Source organism: Microbacterium aurantiacum, assembly GCF_031625015.1.
GTDB classification, from domain to species: domain Bacteria; phylum Actinomycetota; class Actinomycetes; order Actinomycetales; family Microbacteriaceae; genus Microbacterium; species Microbacterium aurantiacum.
Genome location: NZ_JAHWXH010000001.1, coordinates 1,685,352 through 1,703,476 on the forward strand (window position 1 = coordinate 1,685,352; position 18,125 = coordinate 1,703,476).

The 18,125-nt window shown below is 72.3% G+C and carries 18 protein-coding genes; 11 read left to right on the forward strand and 7 right to left on the reverse strand.

Translation table 11 applies throughout. The annotated features are described in order from the left end of the window. Nucleotides 1-11: 11 nt before the first annotated feature. Together KZC50_RS07855 and KZC50_RS07860 are read right to left on the reverse strand one after the other, a co-directional pair. Complete coding sequence (locus KZC50_RS07855; RefSeq protein ID WP_310891264.1) at nt 12-2,141, reverse strand: YhgE/Pip domain-containing protein; 2,130 nt, start codon at nt 2,139-2,141, stop codon at nt 12-14. Further along, a complete protein-coding gene (locus KZC50_RS07860; RefSeq protein WP_310891265.1) occupies nt 2,138-4,897 on the reverse strand; it encodes an efflux RND transporter permease subunit in 2,760 nt (919 codons plus the stop codon). Before KZC50_RS07860 ends, KZC50_RS07855 begins: the two co-directional genes overlap by 4 nt. Before the next feature lie 149 nt (nt 4,898-5,046). Between KZC50_RS07860 and KZC50_RS07865 the strand changes: the two genes are divergently transcribed. Further along, nucleotides 5,047-5,691 (forward strand): TetR/AcrR family transcriptional regulator, encoded by a 645-nt coding sequence (locus tag KZC50_RS07865; protein WP_310891266.1) that lies wholly within the window; start codon nt 5,047-5,049, stop codon nt 5,689-5,691. Nucleotides 5,692-5,697: 6 nt separating this feature from the next. Here KZC50_RS07865 and KZC50_RS07870 read toward each other — a convergent pair whose 3' ends face one another. After that, on the reverse strand, nt 5,698-6,705 hold the full coding sequence (locus tag KZC50_RS07870) for an o-succinylbenzoate synthase (protein WP_310891267.1): 1,008 nt from the start codon (nt 6,703-6,705) through the stop codon (nt 5,698-5,700). Between the two features lie 78 nt (nt 6,706-6,783). On the opposite strand from KZC50_RS07870, the gene KZC50_RS07875 reads away from it, so the two are divergent. Genes KZC50_RS07875 through KZC50_RS07885 form a run of 3 tightly spaced genes read left to right on the forward strand, consistent with a single transcriptional unit; the run spans nt 6,784 to nt 8,955 of the window. Further along, complete coding sequence (locus KZC50_RS07875; RefSeq protein ID WP_301133199.1) at nt 6,784-7,119, forward strand: PadR family transcriptional regulator; 336 nt, start codon at nt 6,784-6,786, stop codon at nt 7,117-7,119. A 1-nt stretch (nt 7,120) separates the two neighbouring features. Then, entirely contained in the window at nt 7,121-8,095 is a 975-nt protein-coding gene (locus KZC50_RS07880) for a permease prefix domain 1-containing protein (protein ID WP_310891268.1), read from the forward strand. Between the two features lie 59 nt (nt 8,096-8,154). Further along, nucleotides 8,155-8,955: an LLM class F420-dependent oxidoreductase gene (locus KZC50_RS07885; protein WP_310891269.1), complete on the forward strand. Its 801-nt coding sequence runs from the start codon at nt 8,155-8,157 to the stop codon at nt 8,953-8,955. A gap of 186 nt (nt 8,956-9,141) precedes the next feature. On the opposite strand, the gene KZC50_RS07890 is transcribed toward KZC50_RS07885, so the two are convergent. The 3 genes from KZC50_RS07890 to KZC50_RS07900 form a co-directional block, all read right to left on the reverse strand. Further along, nucleotides 9,142-9,528 carry a hypothetical protein gene (locus KZC50_RS07890; RefSeq protein ID WP_310891270.1) on the reverse strand — a complete coding sequence of 129 codons (387 nt, stop codon included), beginning with the start codon at nt 9,526-9,528 and terminating at the stop codon, nt 9,142-9,144. A 140-nt stretch (nt 9,529-9,668) separates the two neighbouring features. Further along, on the reverse strand, nt 9,669-10,337 hold the full coding sequence (locus KZC50_RS07895; RefSeq protein WP_310891271.1) for a DUF4166 domain-containing protein: 669 nt from the start codon (nt 10,335-10,337) through the stop codon (nt 9,669-9,671). Further along, the gene (locus tag KZC50_RS07900; RefSeq protein ID WP_310891272.1) at nt 10,334-10,900 is read right to left on the reverse strand and encodes an SRPBCC family protein; all 567 of its coding nucleotides are present in this window, start codon (nt 10,898-10,900) and stop codon (nt 10,334-10,336) included. The genes KZC50_RS07895 and KZC50_RS07900 overlap by 4 nt, the downstream gene beginning before the upstream one ends. A gap of 108 nt (nt 10,901-11,008) precedes the next feature. On the opposite strand from KZC50_RS07900, the gene KZC50_RS07905 reads away from it, so the two are divergent. From KZC50_RS07905 to KZC50_RS07925, 5 genes are all read left to right on the forward strand, one after another. Further along, nucleotides 11,009-11,419 carry a hypothetical protein gene (locus KZC50_RS07905; RefSeq protein ID WP_053548155.1) on the forward strand — a complete coding sequence of 137 codons (411 nt, stop codon included), beginning with the start codon at nt 11,009-11,011 and terminating at the stop codon, nt 11,417-11,419. A 36-nt stretch (nt 11,420-11,455) separates the two neighbouring features. Then, nucleotides 11,456-12,163, forward strand: a complete 708-nt coding sequence (locus KZC50_RS07910) for a formylglycine-generating enzyme family protein (protein WP_310891273.1) — start codon at nt 11,456-11,458, stop codon at nt 12,161-12,163. 41 nt (nt 12,164-12,204) lie between these two features. After that, the gene (locus KZC50_RS07915; RefSeq protein ID WP_082334714.1) at nt 12,205-13,113 is read left to right on the forward strand and encodes a 1,4-dihydroxy-2-naphthoyl-CoA synthase; all 909 of its coding nucleotides are present in this window, start codon (nt 12,205-12,207) and stop codon (nt 13,111-13,113) included. A gap of 175 nt (nt 13,114-13,288) precedes the next feature. Beyond that, entirely contained in the window at nt 13,289-14,443 is a 1,155-nt protein-coding gene (locus tag KZC50_RS07920) for an AMP-binding protein (RefSeq protein WP_375294572.1), read from the forward strand. Between the two features lie 69 nt (nt 14,444-14,512). After that, complete coding sequence (locus tag KZC50_RS07925; protein ID WP_310891275.1) at nt 14,513-15,490, forward strand: 1,4-dihydroxy-2-naphthoate polyprenyltransferase; 978 nt, start codon at nt 14,513-14,515, stop codon at nt 15,488-15,490. Here the strand turns inward: KZC50_RS07925 and KZC50_RS07930 are convergent. Then, nucleotides 15,437-15,769 carry a DUF4229 domain-containing protein gene (locus tag KZC50_RS07930; protein WP_053548150.1) on the reverse strand — a complete coding sequence of 111 codons (333 nt, stop codon included), beginning with the start codon at nt 15,767-15,769 and terminating at the stop codon, nt 15,437-15,439. The genes KZC50_RS07925 and KZC50_RS07930 overlap by 54 nt on opposite strands. Before the next feature lie 65 nt (nt 15,770-15,834). On the opposite strand from KZC50_RS07930, the gene KZC50_RS07935 reads away from it, so the two are divergent. Further along, nucleotides 15,835-16,299, forward strand: a complete 465-nt coding sequence (locus KZC50_RS07935) for a PLD nuclease N-terminal domain-containing protein (protein WP_310891276.1) — start codon at nt 15,835-15,837, stop codon at nt 16,297-16,299. Next, nucleotides 16,238-18,112 carry a 2-succinyl-5-enolpyruvyl-6-hydroxy-3-cyclohexene-1-carboxylic-acid synthase gene (menD, locus tag KZC50_RS07940; RefSeq protein WP_375294573.1) on the forward strand — a complete coding sequence of 625 codons (1,875 nt, stop codon included), beginning with the start codon at nt 16,238-16,240 and terminating at the stop codon, nt 18,110-18,112. The genes KZC50_RS07935 and menD overlap by 62 nt, the downstream gene beginning before the upstream one ends. The last annotated feature ends 13 nt before the right edge of the window (nt 18,113-18,125 follow it).

Sequence of the window (18,125 nt, forward strand, 5' to 3'; positions counted from 1 at the left end):
CTGCGCGCGGGTCAGGCCTCCGCGAGGACCGCGCGGGCGGAGGTGGTGCGCTTTCGGACCACCGCGAGGGTGCTGGCGATGAAGGCGAGGATCGCCCAGATCACCAGACCCGCGATCCCGGCACCGAGGCCCTCGGCGGGGGTGAGGGCCGACAGCATCGCCGCATAGGCGGGAGCCGTCGGGAGGAGGCTCGCGACATCCGCCAGCACGCCGGGGATCGTCGAGACGATTCCGGTGGCGACCGCCAGCACGCCGACGAGCGCGGCGACCCAGCGGCCGGCGCCCCCGAAGACGGCGACGAGGGCCTGATTCACGGCGGCGAAGGCGATGCCGGCGACCACGCAGACGCCCGCGAACACCGCCCACTCGCCCCACGTGTACGATGCGGCGGTCTGCACGACGGCGGCGACCAGGAAGCCCTGCACCGCACCGATCCCCGCGGCGGGGAGGAACTGGCGTCCGGCGAGGACCGCCGACGGTGCGCGGGAGGTCAGCGCGCGGCGCGACACCGCCTGCAGGGCGATGAACGTGCCGACGCCGCCGAACCACAGGGCGAGGGTCGCCAGGAGCGGCACCGCGGCGGCGCCGAAGAGCGACGTGCCCGTCCCCTCGGCGCTGACCGGATCCGCGACCACGGAGGCCAGGTCGGTCGCCTCGCTGTCGGTGTAGCTCGGCAGGGCGTCCGCGGCCTCGGCGAGGCCCGACGCGAGCGTGTCGGTACCGTCGGCGAGCTGACCGATGCCGTCGCCGAGGTCTCGAGCACCTGTCGCGGCGGTTCCCGCGCCCGCGGCCCACGTCTGCGTGCCCGCGGCCCACTCGTTCGCGCCGGAGGCGAAGGTGTTCGCCCCCGAGGCGAGCGCGCCGGCGCCGGACGACAGCTCGTTCGCGCCGCCGGAGAGCTGTCGGAGTCCGCCCGCGGCGTCGTTCGCGCCGGCGGCGAGGTCGTTGATGCCGCCGGTGATCGCCCCGTATCCGCCGGCGATCTGCTGCAGGCTCGCCCCGACCTGGGGGAGGGCGGCGATCCCTTCGACGCCGGCGGCGATCTGATCGGACTGTCCGAGGATCGCGATCGCTTCGGGGAGGGCTTCCTGCGCGCGGAGGGACGCCTGGTCCAGTGCCGCGCAGATCTCCGGTGCGGTTCCGGATGCCGCGCAGTCGGCTGCGGCCTGCTCCAGCTCCGCGACGCTCGCTTCGAGTGTCTGCTGGATGGCGGCGCTGTTCGCGGCGAGCGCGTTGGCGGCGTCGACGACCTCCGACGGCAGCTGCGGAGACGCGGCGATCCCGTCGGCGATCTGCGTCAGACCGTTGTTGAGCGGGACCATCCCGGCGGCGAGATCGCTCGCGCCGGTCGAGAGCTCCTGCAGACCGGATGCCGAGAGCGCGGCACCGTCCGCGAGCTGTCCGGCGCCGTCGGCGAGGCCGCCCGCGCCGGTCGCGATCTCGGAGGCCCCGCCACCGATCTGGTTCGCCGCCCCGGCCAGCTGGCCGGCGCCGCTCGCGAGCTCGGCGATGCCGTCGGCGAGGGAGATCGCGCCGTCGGCGGCCTCGCCCGCACCGTCGGCGAGTTCACCGGCGCCGTCAGCGGCGTCGCCCAGCTGGTCGCCGAGTGTGGTGAAGCCGAGGAAGACGTTCTCGAGGTAGATCTCCGACAGCTGCTGGCCGGTCGCCGCGGCGGCAGCCTGGGCGACCTGCGCGGTGATCGCGTCGTCGACGAGACGGCTGTCCGGCGGCGTCTGCACCTCGATCACCGCGCGCTCCGGCGTCTCGCCCGGCTGGGTGGAGGTGGCGGCGGCGGAGAAGTTCTCCGGGATCGTGATGACCGCGGCGTATGCGCCGTCGGCGAGGCCGGTCACGGCATCCTCGTCGTTGGTGATGACCCAGGTGAGGTTGCTGCCGAGCTCATCGGAGCCCTCGACGAGCCCCGACGTGAGCTGGCGACCGAGCGGGACGAGCTGGTCGTCGATGGTCACCGGCTCGTCGTCGTTGACGACGGCGGCGGTGATGGCGTCGAGCCGTTCGGTGGGGTTGTAGAGCGCGGCGACGAGGATGCCGCCGATCACGACCGGCAGCAGCATGACGCCGATGACGGTCAGCCAGGTGACGGGCCTGCGGGAGCGGGAGCGTTCGAGGGGCAGGGTCATGCGAGGACTCCGTTCAGGTCACGCGGCGCCGTGCGGGCGGCGGAGCCGGCGGACGAGAGGTCGAGGATCGTGGCTCCGCGGCGACCGGCGTCGTCGAGGAGCGCCGTGGCGAAGCGGGTGTCGCGCGCGGAGATCACGAAGGAGGTGCCGGCGGCGTCGCGCAGCAGCGCGGCGACCCGGTCGAGGTGCGGGCCCGGGGGCAGGGAATCGAGACCGTCGATGACGACCACGGAGGTGCGTCCCCGCAGGGCTCGGGCGATCTCGCCCACCGGATCGTCGGCGTCGCGGAGCAGGGCGACGCCGACGTGGGCGCGGACCCATGCCGCCCGCTCGGGGAGCAGGTGGCCGGCGACCCGGAGGCGCCCGTCGGTGGGGGCGAGGCGTCCGGCGACGGTCAAGAGCAGTGCCCGCGCGGTGATCGGAGCCTCCGCGGTCACGACGAGGTCCTCGCCGGGCTCGAGGCGGAAGCTCGCGCCGGCGTACACGGGGCGCCCGTCGTCCGCGACGCCGAGGTCGTCGGCGACCACCGTAGCCGTCGTGTCGCGCTCCGGCCAGTCGGTGAGCGAGAGCTCGCGCTCGACGGCCTCGCCCTCGATGTCGAAGTGCGGGAGGATCCTGTCGAGCCAGCGCGGCATCCACCACGCCTTGTCGCCGAGCAGGGTCATGAGCGCCGGGATCAGCGTCATGCGCACCACGAACGCATCGAGGGCGATGCCGGCGGCCAGCCCCAGCGCGATCGGCTTGATCGACGAGTCGCCCTCGGGCACGAACGCGGCGAAGACGGCGAACATGATGAGCGCTGCGGCGGTCACCACGCGCGCGGAGGCGGTGAAGCCGGAGCGCACCGCGCCGATCGCGGTCTCGCGGGGAGCGCGGCCGCGGCGGGCGCGGAGGGCGTGGACGTAGTCCTCCCGCATCCGGGAGACGAGGAAGACCTGGTAGTCCATGGCGAGCCCGAAGAGCACGCCCATGAGGATGATCGGCATGAAGCTGATGACCGGACCCACCCGTCCGACGTGGAGGAGGTCGGCGAACCAGCCCCACTCGAAGACCGCGGCGACGATGCCGAACGCCGCGACGACCGACAGCAGGTAGCCGAGGGCGGCCGTCAGCGGCACCGCGATGGAGCGGAACACGATCATCAGCAGGATGAACGACAGCCCGACCACGAAGATCCCGAAGGGGAGGAGTGCAGCCCCGAGGCGGTCGGAGATGTCGATCGCGACCGCGGTGAAGCCGGTGACGACGAGGTCGACGCCGTATTCGTCGGCGAGTTCCGGCGCGAGGTCGCGGAGAGCGCGCACAAGTTCGGCGGTCTCGGGGTCGTCGGGGGCGGTGGTGGGGACGATCTGGATGATGCCCGTGTCGGCGGTCGCGTTCGGGGTGGCGAGGGCGACCTCCTTCACGCCGGGCACCTTCTCGACTTCGGCGGCGAGATCCTCCATCAGCCCGAGCGGGTCGGTGGAGGTGACGATCGTGCCCGTCATGATGAGCGGGCCATTGAAGCCGGGACCGAACTCCTCCGCCGCGAGGTCGTAGCTCTCGCGGACGGCGGTGCCCTCCGGCTGCACGCCACCGTTCGGGAGCGCGAGCGCGAGGCTCGTCGACGGGATGGCGAGGATCCCGAGACCCAGGACCACCGCGATCGTCGTGATGAGCGGGTGGCGGGTGACGGTCATCACCCACCGGTTGGTCTTGTGCACGCGACGCGTGCGGCGCGGCGTCCGTCGCTTCCAGCCGACGACCCGCCCGCGGACGAAGCCGAGGAGGGCGGGGGTGAGGGTGATGGCGACCGCGACGGCGATGGCGACGGCGACGGATGCCGCGATGCCCATCGTCGTCAGGAACGGGATGTTGGCGAACGACAGGCCGATGAGGGCGATGAGCACCGTGACGCCGGCGAAGACGACCGCCGACCCCGCGGTCCCCGTGGCGCGGGCGACGGACTCCTCCGGGTCCATGCCGGAGCGGACTTGGTCCTGGTGCCGGGCGACGATGAACAGGGCGTAGTCGATGCCCACCGCGAGACCCAGCATGAGGGCGAGGAGCGGGGTGGTCGACGACACGGTCGCGACGAGGGTCGCGAGGAGGATCAGGGCCATCGAGATGCCGACGCCGATGATCGCGGTCGCAAGGGGGAGGCCCGCGACGAGGAACGAGCGGAAGGTCACCATCAGCACGAGGAGGGCGATGATGACGCCGACGACCTCGGTGATGGTGAGTCCGGGGACGGAGGTGGCGAAGAGGTCGCCGCCGAGGGCGACCTGCGAGCCGTCCGGAAGCGCTGCGGCGAGGTCGTCGGAGATCTGCTCGAGGGCCTCGGTCGATTCCGCCGAGACCTCGGTGGCCTGGCCCTCGAACTGGAGGCGGATGATCGCGGCGGTCTCGTCCTCGTTCACGAGCCCGGTGACGAGCTCGTCGAACGGGTCGGTGACGCCGAGGACGCCGTCGAGGTCGCCGAGGTCGGCCACGGCATCCTCGATCGCCCCGCGGTAGGGCTCCTCGGTCACGGTCTCTCCGTCGGCGGACACCACCACGATCTGCGCGCTCGTGCCGCTCACCTCCGGGAAGGTGCGGTTCAGCTGCTCGAGACCGGCCTCGGCCTCGGTGCCCGGAATCGAGAAGGAGTTGTCGGTGCCCTGGTTGAACAGCACCGCACCCCCACCGCTCAGGACCAGGATCAGCAGCCAGCTCGCCAGGACGCGCCAGGGGTGACGATAGGACCAGCGCCCGAGGGCATACAGAACGGTGGACACAGCGCCTCCGGCTCAGGGATCGGTGTTCGGGTCGGGATGAGAAAGCAGGATGTCGATACAGCGCTGTATCGGATACATGAGTGTATCGTAGGGCGCTGCACCCGAGGTCAACCTGAGTGCGTCGTGTGAGGATCGAGACCGGAGGAACCATGACGGATGTCGCCACCACGTCGCCCCGCCGTGAGGCGACCAGGCAGAAGCTCCGCGATGCCGCCGCGCAGACGTTCGCCGAGGTGGGCCTGGACGCGGCATCCGTCGAGGCGATCTGCGAACGCGCCGGCTTCACGCGCGGCGCGTTCTACTCCAACTACGAGACGAAGGAGGGCCTCTTCCTCGACCTCGCCGGAGAAGTGGCACGCGAACGCGTCGGCATGGTGCGCGAGCGCGTCGCCGAGCTGCAGCGCGAGGGGGCGCTCGCGGAGGTCGCCGGACGCGCGCTCGAGGTGGTCGGGCAGATCGTCGACACGTCCAACGAGGATCGCGCCGGGGTGCTGCTCATGAGCGAGATCCGCATCCACGCGCTGCGCTCGCCGGAACTCGCCGCGGCCTACCTCGCGCAGGAGGACGAGATGGTCGCCGGCGTCGCGCAGATCATCGCCGAGATCGCCGACGGCGATGCGCTCCGCTTCCGTCTGGAACCGGAGCACGCCGCACGGATGCTGATCACCACGTGGGAGAGCGCGTCCGTGCGCGCGGTGATGGCCGGAGCCGACCAGGACGAGCTCTGCCGCCGCTCCAACGAAGAGGTCGCACGCGTGGCGCAGCTGCTCCTCGAGGCGGGGCCGACGGTCTGAGGCGGCTCAGGCCTCGTGAGGCTGGGACGTCTGCGCGAGGACGGCGTGGCAGCGGCTGAGGCGCGCACGCCACCACGCGGCGCGCTCGGGGGAGGCGGCGTGACGCACGAGCAGTGCGGGATCCGCGGCCACCCGCGCCGCGGGGATCACGCCGCCGCGGGGGCGCAGGGGCACGGCCGCGACATCGGCGGTGAGGAGTGAGGCGGTGCCGAGTCCGCAGTCGAAGTCGAGCGCCGGCAGGGCGGCGGCCAGCGCCGCGCCCATCGACAGCCCGACGGAGGTGTCGAGCGCGCTCGAGACGACGGCGGGAAGGCCCGCCTGCTCGATCACCGCGAGCGCGCGTCGGATGCCGCCGAGGGGCTGGGCCTTCACCACGAGGATGTCGGCGGCGCCCGCCCGCGCGACCGCGATCGGATCCTGGGCCTTGCGGACGCTCTCGTCGGCGGCGATCGGGATGCCCATGTAGCGGATGCGGCGCCGCAGCTCCGCGAGCTCGTCGACGCTCGCGCACGGCTGCTCGACGTACTCCAGGTCGAACTCGGCGAGCGCATGCACGGCGTGCTCGGCCTCGTCGACGTTCCAGCCGGCGTTCGCGTCCACGCGGATCCGGCCCTCCGGTCCGACGGCTTCGCGGACGGCCCGCACCCGCGCGACGTCGTCGCCCAGGCGCTGACCGGCCTCGGCGACCTTGACCTTGGCGGTGCGGCATCCGTCGAAGCGGGAGAGGACCTCGGCGACCCGCTCAGCGGGGACGGCGGGGACCGTGGCGTTCACGGGGATGTCGGCGCGGAGGGCACGGGGCGCCGGCATCCACCCGAAATCGATCGCGCCGGCGAGCCAGTGCGCCGACTCGGCGTCGTCGTACTCGACGAACGGGGAGAACTCCGTCCAGCCCTCGGGGCCTTCGAGGAGCATCGCCTCGCGCACCTCGATGCCGCGGAAGCGCGTCGCGAGCGGCAGCGCCACGACGTGGGCGGAGGCGAGGAGGTCGGCGAGGGGAGGGAGGGCCGTCACGTCGTCATCCTGACACAGGGTGGCCGGACATCCATGGACCCTCGACAATATTGTGTGTCACACGGTATCGTGCATGACGTGGAAGAGACAGCGGCCCTCGAGACCCACGTGCAGGAGCTGCGGCGCGGCACCATCGTCCTCGCATGCCTCCGCCTCCTGCGCACCGACGGGTACGGGTACGGCCTGCTCGAAGACCTGCAGACCCGGGGATTCGACACCGATGCGAACACCCTCTACCCGCTCCTTCGCCGACTCGAGAAGCAGGGGCACCTGACGAGCGTCTGGAACACCGACGAGGCGCGACCGCGGAAGTTCTACCGCACCACCGCGAGTGGTGAGTGGCTGGCCGCCGCACTCACGAGAGATTTCGCGGCGATCGCATCGTCGATCGCCGCCCTACCCGAGGAGGACTGAGATGACCGAGGTCACTCTCACCGACAGGTACATCGGCGCCACCGTCCGGAGCGTGCCCGAGCGGCAGCGGGCGGACCTCGCCGCAGAGCTGCGGAGCTCGATCGCCGACCAGATCGAGGCGCGCGTCGAGGGCGGGGCCGATCCGGCCGAGGCGGAGCGCGCCGTCCTCACCGCCCTCGGCGACCCCGACCGCCTCGCGGCGGAGTACGCCGACCGCCCCGCATTCCTCATCGGGCCGCGGTACTTCTTCTCGTGGTGGCGGCTGCTGAAGCTCCTGCTCGCGATCGTGCTGCCGTGCACCGCCCTCGGTGTCGCCGTCGCGCAGACCCTGAGTGGGGCGAGCTTCGGCGAGCTCGTGGGTTCTGTCGTGGCGACCCTCCTCCAGGTTGCGGTCAACCTCGGATTCTGGACGGTGCTGGTCTTCGCACTCTTCGAGCGCACCGTTCCCCGACCCTCCGATGCCGGGTTCGGCGAATGGACCCTCGACCGCCTGCCCGAACCCCACCAGCGCGGAACGGGCTTCGGCGACATGGTGGGACAGCTGATCTTCCTCGTGCTGGGGGTCGGGTTGGTGCTGTGGGACCTCACGATCGGATTCGTGCCTTCCGAGCGGGGGCTCTCGTTCTTCGACCCCGGTCTCTGGCCCGCGTGGTTCATCGGGCTCGTGGTCCTCGCCCTCGCCGAGGCTGCGCTCACGATGGTCGTCTACCTGGTCGGACGCTGGACCGCCGCCCTCGCCGTGGCGAACCTGGTCCTCAACGCGGTGTTCGTCGCCTCGACGGTGTGGCTCCTCTCCGAGGGGAGGCTGCTGAACGCCGCGTTCTTCCCCGAGGTCATCGGGGACGGCGGGGGTGATGTCGCCGGCATCCTTTCGGTGATCTTCGGATTCGGGATCGTCGCCGTCGCGGCGTGGGACACCGTCGACACCTTCCTCAAGGCCCGCCGTGGACGGGGCGGGGCGCTGCTTGCGCGCTGATCCGACCGGGATTCCGAACACCGGGTCCGGCCCTTCGGCCCGCGCTCTAGGCTTGCGACATGCCTCAGCTCGACACTCCCGTGCGCCTCGGCGTGCAGCTCCAGCCCCAGCACGTCACCTACTCGCAGCTGCGCGACGCCGTGGCGCGGCTGGAGGAGATGGGCGTCGACATCCTGTTCAACTGGGACCACTTCTTCCCGCTGTTCGGCGAACCCGACGGTGCGCACTTCGAGTCGTGGACGATGCTCGCCGCGTGGGCCGAGCAGACCGAGCGGGTCGAGTTCGGGGCGCTCGTGAACTGCAACTCGTACCGCAACCCCGACCTGCAAGCCGACATGGCCCGCACGATCGATCACATTTCCGCGCGCGGGACCGGCACGGGACGGTTCATCTTCGGTACGGGGTCGGGCTGGTTCGCGCGCGACTACGAGGAGTACGGGTACGAGTTCGGCACCGCCGGCTCGAGACTCGACGACCTCGCCGACGGACTCGCACGGATCGAGAGGCGGTGGGCTGCGCTCAACCCCGCTCCGACGCGGGAGATTCCGGTGATGATCGGCGGGAAGGGCGAGCAGAAGACGCTCCGGCTCGTCGCCCGCCACGCCGACATCTGGCACAGCTTCGTCGCACCCGACGAGGTCGCGCACAAGCTCGACGTGATCGCCCGGTGGTCCGAGAAGGAGGAGCGCGACACCTCCGGCCTCATCGTCTCGAACGAGCTGCGCGACCGGAGCGAGGCGGACGCCGACGCTCTGTACGCCGCGGGGACCCGGTTGTTCACGCTCGGCTTCTCGGGTCCGGAGTGGGACTACGATGTCGTGCGCTCGTGGCTCCGCTGGCGCGACGCGAAGAACGCCTGACCCGGGCGCGCCGCGCTGCGCGCCGCGTGAAAAACGCGGGAGATATCGTCCAGAACGGGCCCCGCGAGCCCCGACACGCCGGATATCTCCCCGGGGTTTGACGAGGTGTCCGGCATCCCCCCGGTTCGCTTGTCGCCTCTTGCGGGTCGGACGGCGCCGCATCCGCAACACTCGTCGAGTGAACGGTCAGACGAGGCGGGCGAAGGCCAGGGCGGGGATCCAGGCGGAGGTGAAGAGGGCGTAGCCCGCGGTCACCGAGGTGAGCACGAGGCCGATGCGGGCGATGGTGCGGGCCGCACGCGGGCGCGCACGCGCCACGACCAGCGCCAGCGCGACCGGGACGATCGCGCCGATTGCGACCAGGGCCGTGCCGACCTGCGCGGCGGAGACACGGTCGCTCGGGAAGCAGTTCCTCGGGCCGGGCATGCTCAGTGCGCAGGCCTCGGGGCCGGTCGGCACCACCACCAGCCACAGGATGCCGAGCCCGACCGCGGCGGTCACGATGACCGCGGCGACCACCGCATGCAGCCGGCGGTCTGTCTCGGGCGCGACCCGCAAGGTCGGGGAGCTCATGGAGCCGACTGTAGCGGCGCAGTTGCGCGGGCTCCCGGTGAAAGACGCGGGAGAAATCGGCCCGAAGGGGCCCCGAGAGGGCCGACACGCCGCAGATCTCCCCAGGGTTTCACGAGGTCGCGCGCGGCGACCCGGCGAACTCAGACGCGGGGCTCGTGCCGGAGGGGCAGGAGATGCGGCGGCACAGGGCCGGCCGGCATCCACTCGCTCGTGAAGCTGCCGCGATAGCCGAACAGGGAGCCGAATCGGTCGTTGTGCACCTCGAGGTCGATGTGGAACCGGCCGTCGGCGTCGTCGAACCGCTCGCGCAACGTCGCGCGCCCGCTGAGCGACATCGGAAACCGGAACGACACCGGCCCCTCGTGGAACCGCTGCGCCCCCGACCGGAGGAGCAGCGAACCGTCGTCCTGCACGCTCAGGTCCAGATCGACGGCCAGGTGCTGGTGCGTCCCGAGGTAGTCGACGACCCGCCCGTCGCTGAGGATCATGGTCGCGTCGAACCGGCGGCGCTTCCCGCCGATCACGTACTCGCGGACGAAGGTCACCGTCTCCCGCCCGAACGGGTCAAGGTAGGGGCGGTTGTCGATCCGGAACGGCACGTTCTCACCGACATCCGGAATGAGGATGTTCCGCATCCGTCCGATCTGCAGGAACGGCACGGTCCACGACGGGCCGCGCCGGATCTGCGTCATCACCCCGGTGCCGACGCAGGCCTCACCGCCGAGCCGCACGTCGAAACGCCGTTGCAGCATGGGATGCAGTCGGCTGAACGCGTCCTCGCCGAGCGCCGCGCGGAACACCGAAGTCACCGGCTGTGCCTCCCGCCCTCGGGCGCGCGACGGCACCGCGCGGCGCGCGGGCGTTCCGGTCGCCAGAACCACAGGACACTCCGCAGCGGCCATCGCTCGGGCTCCTCGCCGCGCTCGAGCCAGATGCGCAGCCGGTCGAAACTCCATGCCGTCGCCCACCCGATCACCGGCCGCACGACGAGGTCGAGCACGCCCCAGCCCGGCGCGTAGTCGTAGCCCGTGAGGAAACGGATGCCGCATCCCGCGGGCACGTAGCGCCAGTACCCGCGTCCGGACTGCAGCGGCGACAGTCGATCGGCGGTGTCGAACCGCAGTGCCGACGTGCGCGTGCCATCCGGTCGGTCGCGCTCGCCGAGGCTCACCCCGGTGCCGCGGATGACCCGGACCGGCGTCGCCCGCTCGTAGTCGAACGTCGTCGCGCCGTCCGTCGTCGTCCCGGTCGGGACGATCCGCGAGAACCGCAGGTCCCAGCGCGCGTGGGCGACCGGATTCTGCGTCGCCGTCCAGACGGCATTCATGTCCGCGGAGATGACCGTCTCCACATAGATCTGCCGCGCACCCACCCGTCGACCGTAGCGAGTCCGGGACGATGCCCGGGTACCCGCGCGGGCGGATCGTCGCTTACCGTGGAAGGTGCGCTCGCCCCCGGGAGCGCAGAGCGGAAGGCACTCATGAAGATCGTCGCATCGGCCGATTGGCGGGACGGACTCGAGTACGACATCCCGGTCCTCGTCTCCGACGTCATCCCCGGCGAGCCGACCAAATGCTTCGCGTGCGGCACCGAATCGCCGCTGCGCGAGCGGGATGAGCTGTGGGCGGTCAAGCACCGGCATCCGAAGAATCACGACGGGTTCGTGCGGTTCTACTGCATCCGGCACGTCCCGCCGTTGCCGGTCGCCCCCGCGGCCCCGGCTCCGGCACCTGCCCGTGCGCGCCGCGCTCCGGCCGCGCCGCGCGCGGAGCGCACCGTCGCCCCGCGCCGCACGCAGGACTTCGACCGCGTGCGCGCGATGTGCCCGAACTGCTTCGTGGAGGTCTCTGCGGCCGGCGAGTGCGGCATGTGCGGCTGGTCGGCGGCGTGAGCCGACGCCGGCGCACCCTGACGCGAGGCTGACCGCGTGAGCGACGTCGAGCTCGCCCGCATCCCCGCCGGAGTGATCGACCTCGCCGCCGCGCGCGGCCGACCCCGGCGTCGCGTCGCCCTCGACGCCTTCGAGCTGGGGGTGTATCCCGTCACCGAGGAGCAGCTCGCGGAGGTCATCGGCGAGTCCGCGGTGCACCCGCGTCGTCCCGCCGTGGGGGTGAGCTGGCTGCGTGCGATCCGCTTCTGCAACGCCCTGTCCGAGTGGGAAGGGCTCGACGCGGCCTACACGTTCGACGGCGAAGACGTCACGTGGCACGTCGATTCCGACGGCTACCGGCTCCCCACCGAGGCCGAGTGGGAGTACGCCTGCCGCGCCGGATCCACCGGTGCCCACTACGGACCGCTCCGCGAGATCGCGTGGACGGCGGCCGACGGGGTCAGCGCACCGCAAGAGGTCGGGGCGCGGCATCCGAATCTGTTCGGTCTCTTCGACACGCTCGGGAACGTCTGGGAGTGGTGCTGGGATCTCTTCGACCCGGCGCAGCATCGGGCGGTGCGGGTGCTCCGCGGCGGCTCGTTCGCCGACGACGCTGGCAGCGCGCGTGCGGCGACCCGACGGGGCGACGCCCCGCGCGAGGGGTACCCCGACGTCGGCTTCCGCGTAGCCCGGGGCGGGTTCGACGCGGTCGACGCGGCGCAAGGCTGGTCGGCCCGAGAAGACCGCGACCGTGCGCTGGAGTGATCGCCCGACCGCGCGCATCGGCGCGCGCGTAGTCTGGGCGGGTGAGCGTATCGGACCTGTTCGACGAGAGTTCCTGGATGCCGGCCCCCGGCGCCCCCGACGGCGGATACACCGACATCACGTCGCACGTGTCGCTCGACGGCCGCATCGCGCGCATCGCGTTCGACCGTCCTGAGGTGCGGAACGCCTTCCGCCCGCACACGGTCGACGAGCTGTTCCGGGCCCTCGACATCGCACGTCAGGATCCGAGGATCGGGGTGGTCCTCCTCACCGGCAACGGTCCGAGCCCGAAGGACGGCGGCTGGGCGTTCTGCTCGGGCGGCGATCAGCGCATCCGCGGCCGCGACGGCTACACCTACGCCGCCGATGACGCGGTGGCGCCGGATGCCGCGCGCGCGGGCCGCCTCCACATCCTCGAGGTGCAGCGGCTCATCCGGTTCATGCCGAAGGTCGTCATCGCCGTCATCCCGGGCTGGGCCGCCGGGGGAGGGCACTCGCTGCATGTCGTGTGCGACATGTCGATCGCGAGCGCCGAGCACGGGCGCTTCAAGCAGACGGATGCCGATGTCGGCTCGTTCGACGCCGGATACGGGTCCGCGTACTTCGCCCGCCAGATCGGGCAGAAGTTCGCCCGCGAGGTCTTCTTCCTCGCCGAGGAGTACTCCGCCGAGCGCGCGTACGAGATGGGCGCCGTCAACCGGGTGGTGCCGCACGCCGAGCTCGAGCGGGAGGCGATCGCGATGGCGCGGACGATCCTGACGAAGTCGCCGACCGCGATCCGGATGCTGAAGTTCGCCTTCAACGCCGTCGACGACGGGATGGTCGGGCAGCAGGTGTTCGCCGGAGAGGCGACGCGCCTGGCCTACGGCACAGACGAGGCCGTCGAGGGGCGCGACTCCTTCCTCGAAAAGCGCGACCCGGACTGGTCGCCGTACCCCTGGCACTACTGATGCACGCCGGATGCCGGCCGGGCGCGGCGGGCCGAACTCCTCCGATCCGGGGGCGTGAGGGCGGCGCGCGCGGCGTGTCGGCCGGTTTCGGGGCGGGGTTGAGGAGTTCGGTACAGGCGGGCGGGGTGACGACGCCCTCGCCCGCGGGGCCGACGAACCGCGGGGCGGGCCGGCCGTGAGGCTCGAGGCGGCGGTGGGGGACGACCCGCGCGACATCCTCCGGGCGCTGAAGGCCGCGATCCACGGCCCGGGGCCGGCCCTCGGGGTGGGTCTCGTCGGCGAGTCGCCCGATGACGTTCCGGCGGGGACGGCGGTGGTCGTCACCACCTCCGGGTCGACGGGGGTTCCGAAGAGCGTCGTCCTCGGACGGGACGCCCTCATCTCCTCGGCCCTTGCGACCGCCGACCGTATCGGCGAGGGGGCGTGGCTGCTCGCGCTTCCGGCAACCTACGTCGCCGGCATCCAGGTGCTCGTGCGTTCGATCGTCGCCGGGCGCGAACCCGCCGTGATCTCGGGTTCCTTCTCGCCGCAGGCGTTCGCCGCGGCAGCGCTGATGATGGCGTCGTCCGAGAACGGCGTCCGCACCCCGACCTTCACCTCGCTGGTCCCGGCCCAGCTGCAGCGCCTCCTCGACGCCGCGGTCGACGATCACGCGGTCGCGGCGGCCCTCGGGTCCTTCGAGCGCATCCTCATCGGCGGCCAGGCGCTCCCCGCCGCCCTCCGCGAACGCGCCGAGGACGCCGGGGTCCGCATCGTCCGCACGTACGGCTCGACCGAGACCAGCGGTGGCTGCGTGTACGACGGCCGTCCCCTTCGCGGGGTCGCGATGCGCATCGAGGACGGCGAGGTCCAGCTCAGCGGGCCGGTGCTCGCGTCCGGCTATCTCGGCGAGCCCGATCGCACGCGCGCGGTCTTCGCCACCGATCCGGACGGCACCCGGTGGTACCGCACGGGGGACGCCGGCATCATCGAGGACGGCGCCCTGCGCGTACAGGGCCGGATCGACAACGTCATCGTCTCGGGCGGGGTCAACATCTCGCTCGACCGCGTCGAGCACGCCGTGCGGTCCGTGGCAGGGCTGCAGGATGCCGTCGTGGTGGGTGTCCCGGATGACCGCTGGGGCGAAGCGTCGGTCATCGTGGTGCCGCGTGGCGAGGCGCTGCGGCGGAGCGAAGCGGATCAGCTCCGTCGCGCTCGCGAGGTCGTGGCCGCGGAGGTCGGGCGCCACGCGCGTCCGGCGCGCCTGGTGCTGGTGGACGAGATCGCCGAGCTCCCGTCGGGGAAGCCCGACCGCGAGGCGATCCGCCGCGCCGTGCTCGCCCTCCGCTGAGCCCGCGTCGGAGCCACAGCGCCCCACCCGCGCCCCACCCGCGCCCCGCTCCTCGTAAGATGTCCCCTCGTGGCACGCACCTCCGGCAAGAAGCGCTCGCACCCGTCCAAGAACCGGCGGGGATCCCGCGGCAACCCGCAGAAGGTCGCGCCGGTCGTCCGCGAACCGGTGACTCCGGCAGGTCCCCGCGACTGGATCGGCGCGGCGCGCCTGCGCACCCTGCCCCTGGCTGTCGCCCCCGTCCTCATCGGCACAGGCGCGGCGATGCTCGTCCTCGACTCGCTCCGCTGGGTCATCGCACTCCTGTGCCTCGTCGTGGCCGTCGCGCTGCAGATCGGCGTGAACTACGCCAACGACTACAGCGACGGCATCCGCGGAACCGACGACGTCCGCGTGGGTCCTGCCCGCCTCACCGGCGCCGGGAAGGCGAAGCCGCGCACCGTCCTCACCGTCGCCCTCGTCTTCTTCGGCATCGCCGCCGTGGCGGGGCTCGCGATCACCATCCGCACCGAGCAGTGGTGGCTGCTCGCGGTCGGTGCCGCGGCGATCGCCGCCGCATGGTTCTACACCGGCGGGAAGCGCCCCTACGGATACGCCGGGCTCGGCGAGCTGTTCGTCTTCGTCTTCTTCGGACTCGTCGCGACCCTCGGCACGACCTGGGTGCAGGCCCTCGCCCTGCCTCAGGAGGCCTGGTTCGGAGCGATCGCGGCCGGCTTCCTCGCCTGCGCGGTGCTGCTGGCGAACAACCTGCGCGATCTCGACCAGGACCGCGCCGCGGGCAAGCGCACCCTGTCGGTCCGCATCGGCCGTACCGCCACGCGCTGGCTCTTCACGATCTTCGTGCTGATCCCGTTCGTGATCGCGGTCTTCCTCGCGCTGTTCTACCCGATCGCGTGGCTGACGCTGCTGGTGCTGCTGGCTGCGCTCCCGGCGATCCTCATCGTCTGGACGTACCGCAACCCGCGCGAGCTCATCGTCGCGCTGGGCCTGTGCTCACTGACCTCGATCGCGTACGCCGGGTTCCTCTTCTGGGCCTTCGTCGGCTGACGCCGGAGCGGATGCCGAGGCCGAGGCCGCGGCATCCTCCGCCTCCTCGTCGCTGACGCGGTCGCGCGCGCGGGATCGCCGCTCGGCGAGGCCGGCGGTGACCTCCTCGAGCGGACGACGCAGGAACAGCATCGAGAGGCTGAGGCCGATGAGGGCGGCGAAGATCGCAGCGAGCAGGTAGTACTCCCGCATGATCGGGAGGAGCATGAGGATGCCGAACGGCACCAGGAACGCCGCCAGCCGCAGCACCGTGTAGAGGATCACAGAGCGCGCTTTCACCCTGCCATCCTACGGTTCGGTCACGACGCCGCCCCCGTGTCCGGCGAGACGCCTAGGATGGAGGGATGACGAGGGTACTCCTCATCGGAGCGCTGGTGGCCACGCTGTTCTGGGTGTACAGCATCGTCGATTGCGCCCTCCAGCCGCCCACCCGCCATCGCGGGGTGAGCAAGCCGATGTGGATCCTGATCGTCGTGATCATCCCCGTCCTCGGCGGTATCCTGTGGTTCGTCGTCGGCCGTACACGGCCGTCGGCCGTGCGGCCCTCTCGCGCCCCGGACGACGACCCCGACTTCCTCGGCAAGATCGGCACCGTCAGCGATCAGGACGAGCGCATCCGCCGACTCGAGGAAGAGCTCGCGCAGCTCGACGCGGAGGACGACGATCCTCGCTGGCAGCGCCCGGGAACGGATGCCGGCACGACCGGCGCCACGGGGACCACGGGCACCACCGGTGCGGGAACCCCCGATGTGCCGCCCGCCGCGGACGGCGACGACGACGCGCGCGGCCAGCGCGGCGCCCGCGGCTGACGTGAGCGGCGATTCCCGGGAGTCCGCCTCCCCGGCCACCGACGCGGCCGCCGCGCTCCTTCTGCGCGCCGTCGAGCGGGGTGTAACCCACGTCGTACTGAGCCCCGGGTCGCGCTCGCAGGCTCTCGCCCTCGTGGCGGCCGACCTCGAACGGGCCGGACGGATTGCGCTCCATGTCCGGATCGACGAGCGGGTCGCCGGGTTCACCGCGCTCGGTATCGGACGCGAGACCGGGATCCCCGCCGCCGTCATCTGCACCTCCGGCACCGCCGTCGCGAACCTCCTCCCGGCCGCCCTCGAGGCGCACCATGCCGGCATCCCGATGCTGCTGCTCACGGCCGATCGCCCTCCGGAGCTGCGGGGGGTCGGCGCGAACCAGACCACCCGGCAGCCGGGGATGTTCGCCCCGAGCGTGCGCCTCGAGACCGACGTCCCGACGCCGGACGAGACGGATCCGACCGGCGACGGCCCGCAGACGCTCATGCTCCGCAGGCTCGCCGACGAAGCGATGGACGCCGCCCTCGGCGTGGGGCTCCGGTCCGCCGGACCCGTCCACCTGAACCTGCCGTACCGCGAGCCCCTCGCCGGGACCCTTCCCGCCTGGATCGGGCCTTCCGATGTGCCGCCGGCCGGTACCGACACCGGCGAATCGACCGCGCCCGACGAGGACGACCCCGACGGCCCCGACGGCTCGGGTGCGCTGTACCAGGGGGGCGGGGGCATCGGCGTGTCCGACCTCCCCGGCGACCCGGACGACGCGCCCTGCGTGCTCGAGCGCGGCCCGCGGACCGTCGTGATCGCCGGCGCCGACGCCGGAGCGGATGCCGAGCACCTCGCGCACCTCGGCGGGTGGCCGCTGGTCGCGGAGATCGTCAGCGGCGCGCGGTTCGGACGCAATCTCGCGCACGGGTATCGCGCGCTGCTGTCGGATCCCGAACTCGGCGGTCGCGTCGAGCGCGCGGTCGTCCTCGGGCACCCGACCCTCAGCCGCGAGGTCGCCCGGCTCCTCGCCGATCCCGACATCGAGGTCGTCGCCCTCCGCGGTCCGGGGGAGCCGCTGAACCTCAACGGTGCGACGGTCGCGGCGGATGCCGTCGCCGTGGCCGCCGGAGAGATCGACCGCGAGTGGCTCGGGGCGTGGATCCGCGCCTCCCGCGACGCCGCCGTCGATCTCGCGCCCCCAGCCCCGGACGCGGATGCGCTCGCCTCGGCCGTCCCGTCCGAGCGCCTCGGCGCGCTGTCGGCCGAGCTCGCCGTCGCCCGCCACCGCGTGGACCGCGAGATCCTCGTCGACGCCGTCTGGCGCGCGTCGTGGCCGCACGATCGCCTCGTGTTCGGCTCGTCGCGCCTCGTGCGCGTGGCCGACGCCGTCCTCGGGGGCAAGAAGGTCGTCGTCCACGCCAACCGCGGCCTCGCCGGGATCGACGGCACGATCGCCACGGCCTTCGGCGTGGCCGCCGCCAGCCAACGTGGCGGTGCGCCCGGCGTCACCCGGCTTCTGCTCGGGGACCTCGCCGCCCTCCACGACGTCGGCGCCCTCCTCCTCCCGCCCGCGGAGGACGAGCCGCGCCTGCAGGTGATCGTCGGGAACGACGCCGGGGGGACGATCTTCGACTCGCTCGAGGTGGCCGCCCTCGCCGACGCCGATGCGATGGACCGCGTGCTGTACACCCCGCACACGGTCCGCTTCGAGCAGCTCGCCCTCGCGTACGGGTGGGAGTACCGGCGGGTGACGACGCGCGCCGAGCTCGACCAGGTGCTCACCTCGCCGGTGGGCGGTCGGCAGATCATCGAGGTTCCGCTCGAGCGCTGAACCGGACAGGATG

Bases quoted from the DNA above. Each gene is read 5' to 3' on its own strand.
- KZC50_RS07855 (WP_310891264.1), bottom strand. From the start codon at position 2,141: ATGACCCTGCCCCTCGAACGCTCCCGCTCCCGCAGGCCCGTCACCTGG.
- KZC50_RS07865 (WP_310891266.1), top strand. From the start codon at position 5,047: ATGACGGATGTCGCCACCACGTCGCCCCGCCGTGAGGCGACCAGGCAG.
- KZC50_RS07880 (WP_310891268.1), top strand. From the start codon at position 7,121: ATGACCGAGGTCACTCTCACCGACAGGTACATCGGCGCCACCGTCCGG.
- KZC50_RS07885 (WP_310891269.1), top strand. From the start codon at position 8,155: ATGCCTCAGCTCGACACTCCCGTGCGCCTCGGCGTGCAGCTCCAGCCC.
- KZC50_RS07890 (WP_310891270.1), bottom strand. From the start codon at position 9,528: ATGAGCTCCCCGACCTTGCGGGTCGCGCCCGAGACAGACCGCCGGCTG.
- KZC50_RS07905 (WP_053548155.1), top strand. From the start codon at position 11,009: ATGAAGATCGTCGCATCGGCCGATTGGCGGGACGGACTCGAGTACGAC.
- KZC50_RS07935 (WP_310891276.1), top strand. From the start codon at position 15,835: ATGACGAGGGTACTCCTCATCGGAGCGCTGGTGGCCACGCTGTTCTGG.
- menD (WP_375294573.1), top strand. From the start codon at position 16,238: ATGTGCCGCCCGCCGCGGACGGCGACGACGACGCGCGCGGCCAGCGCG.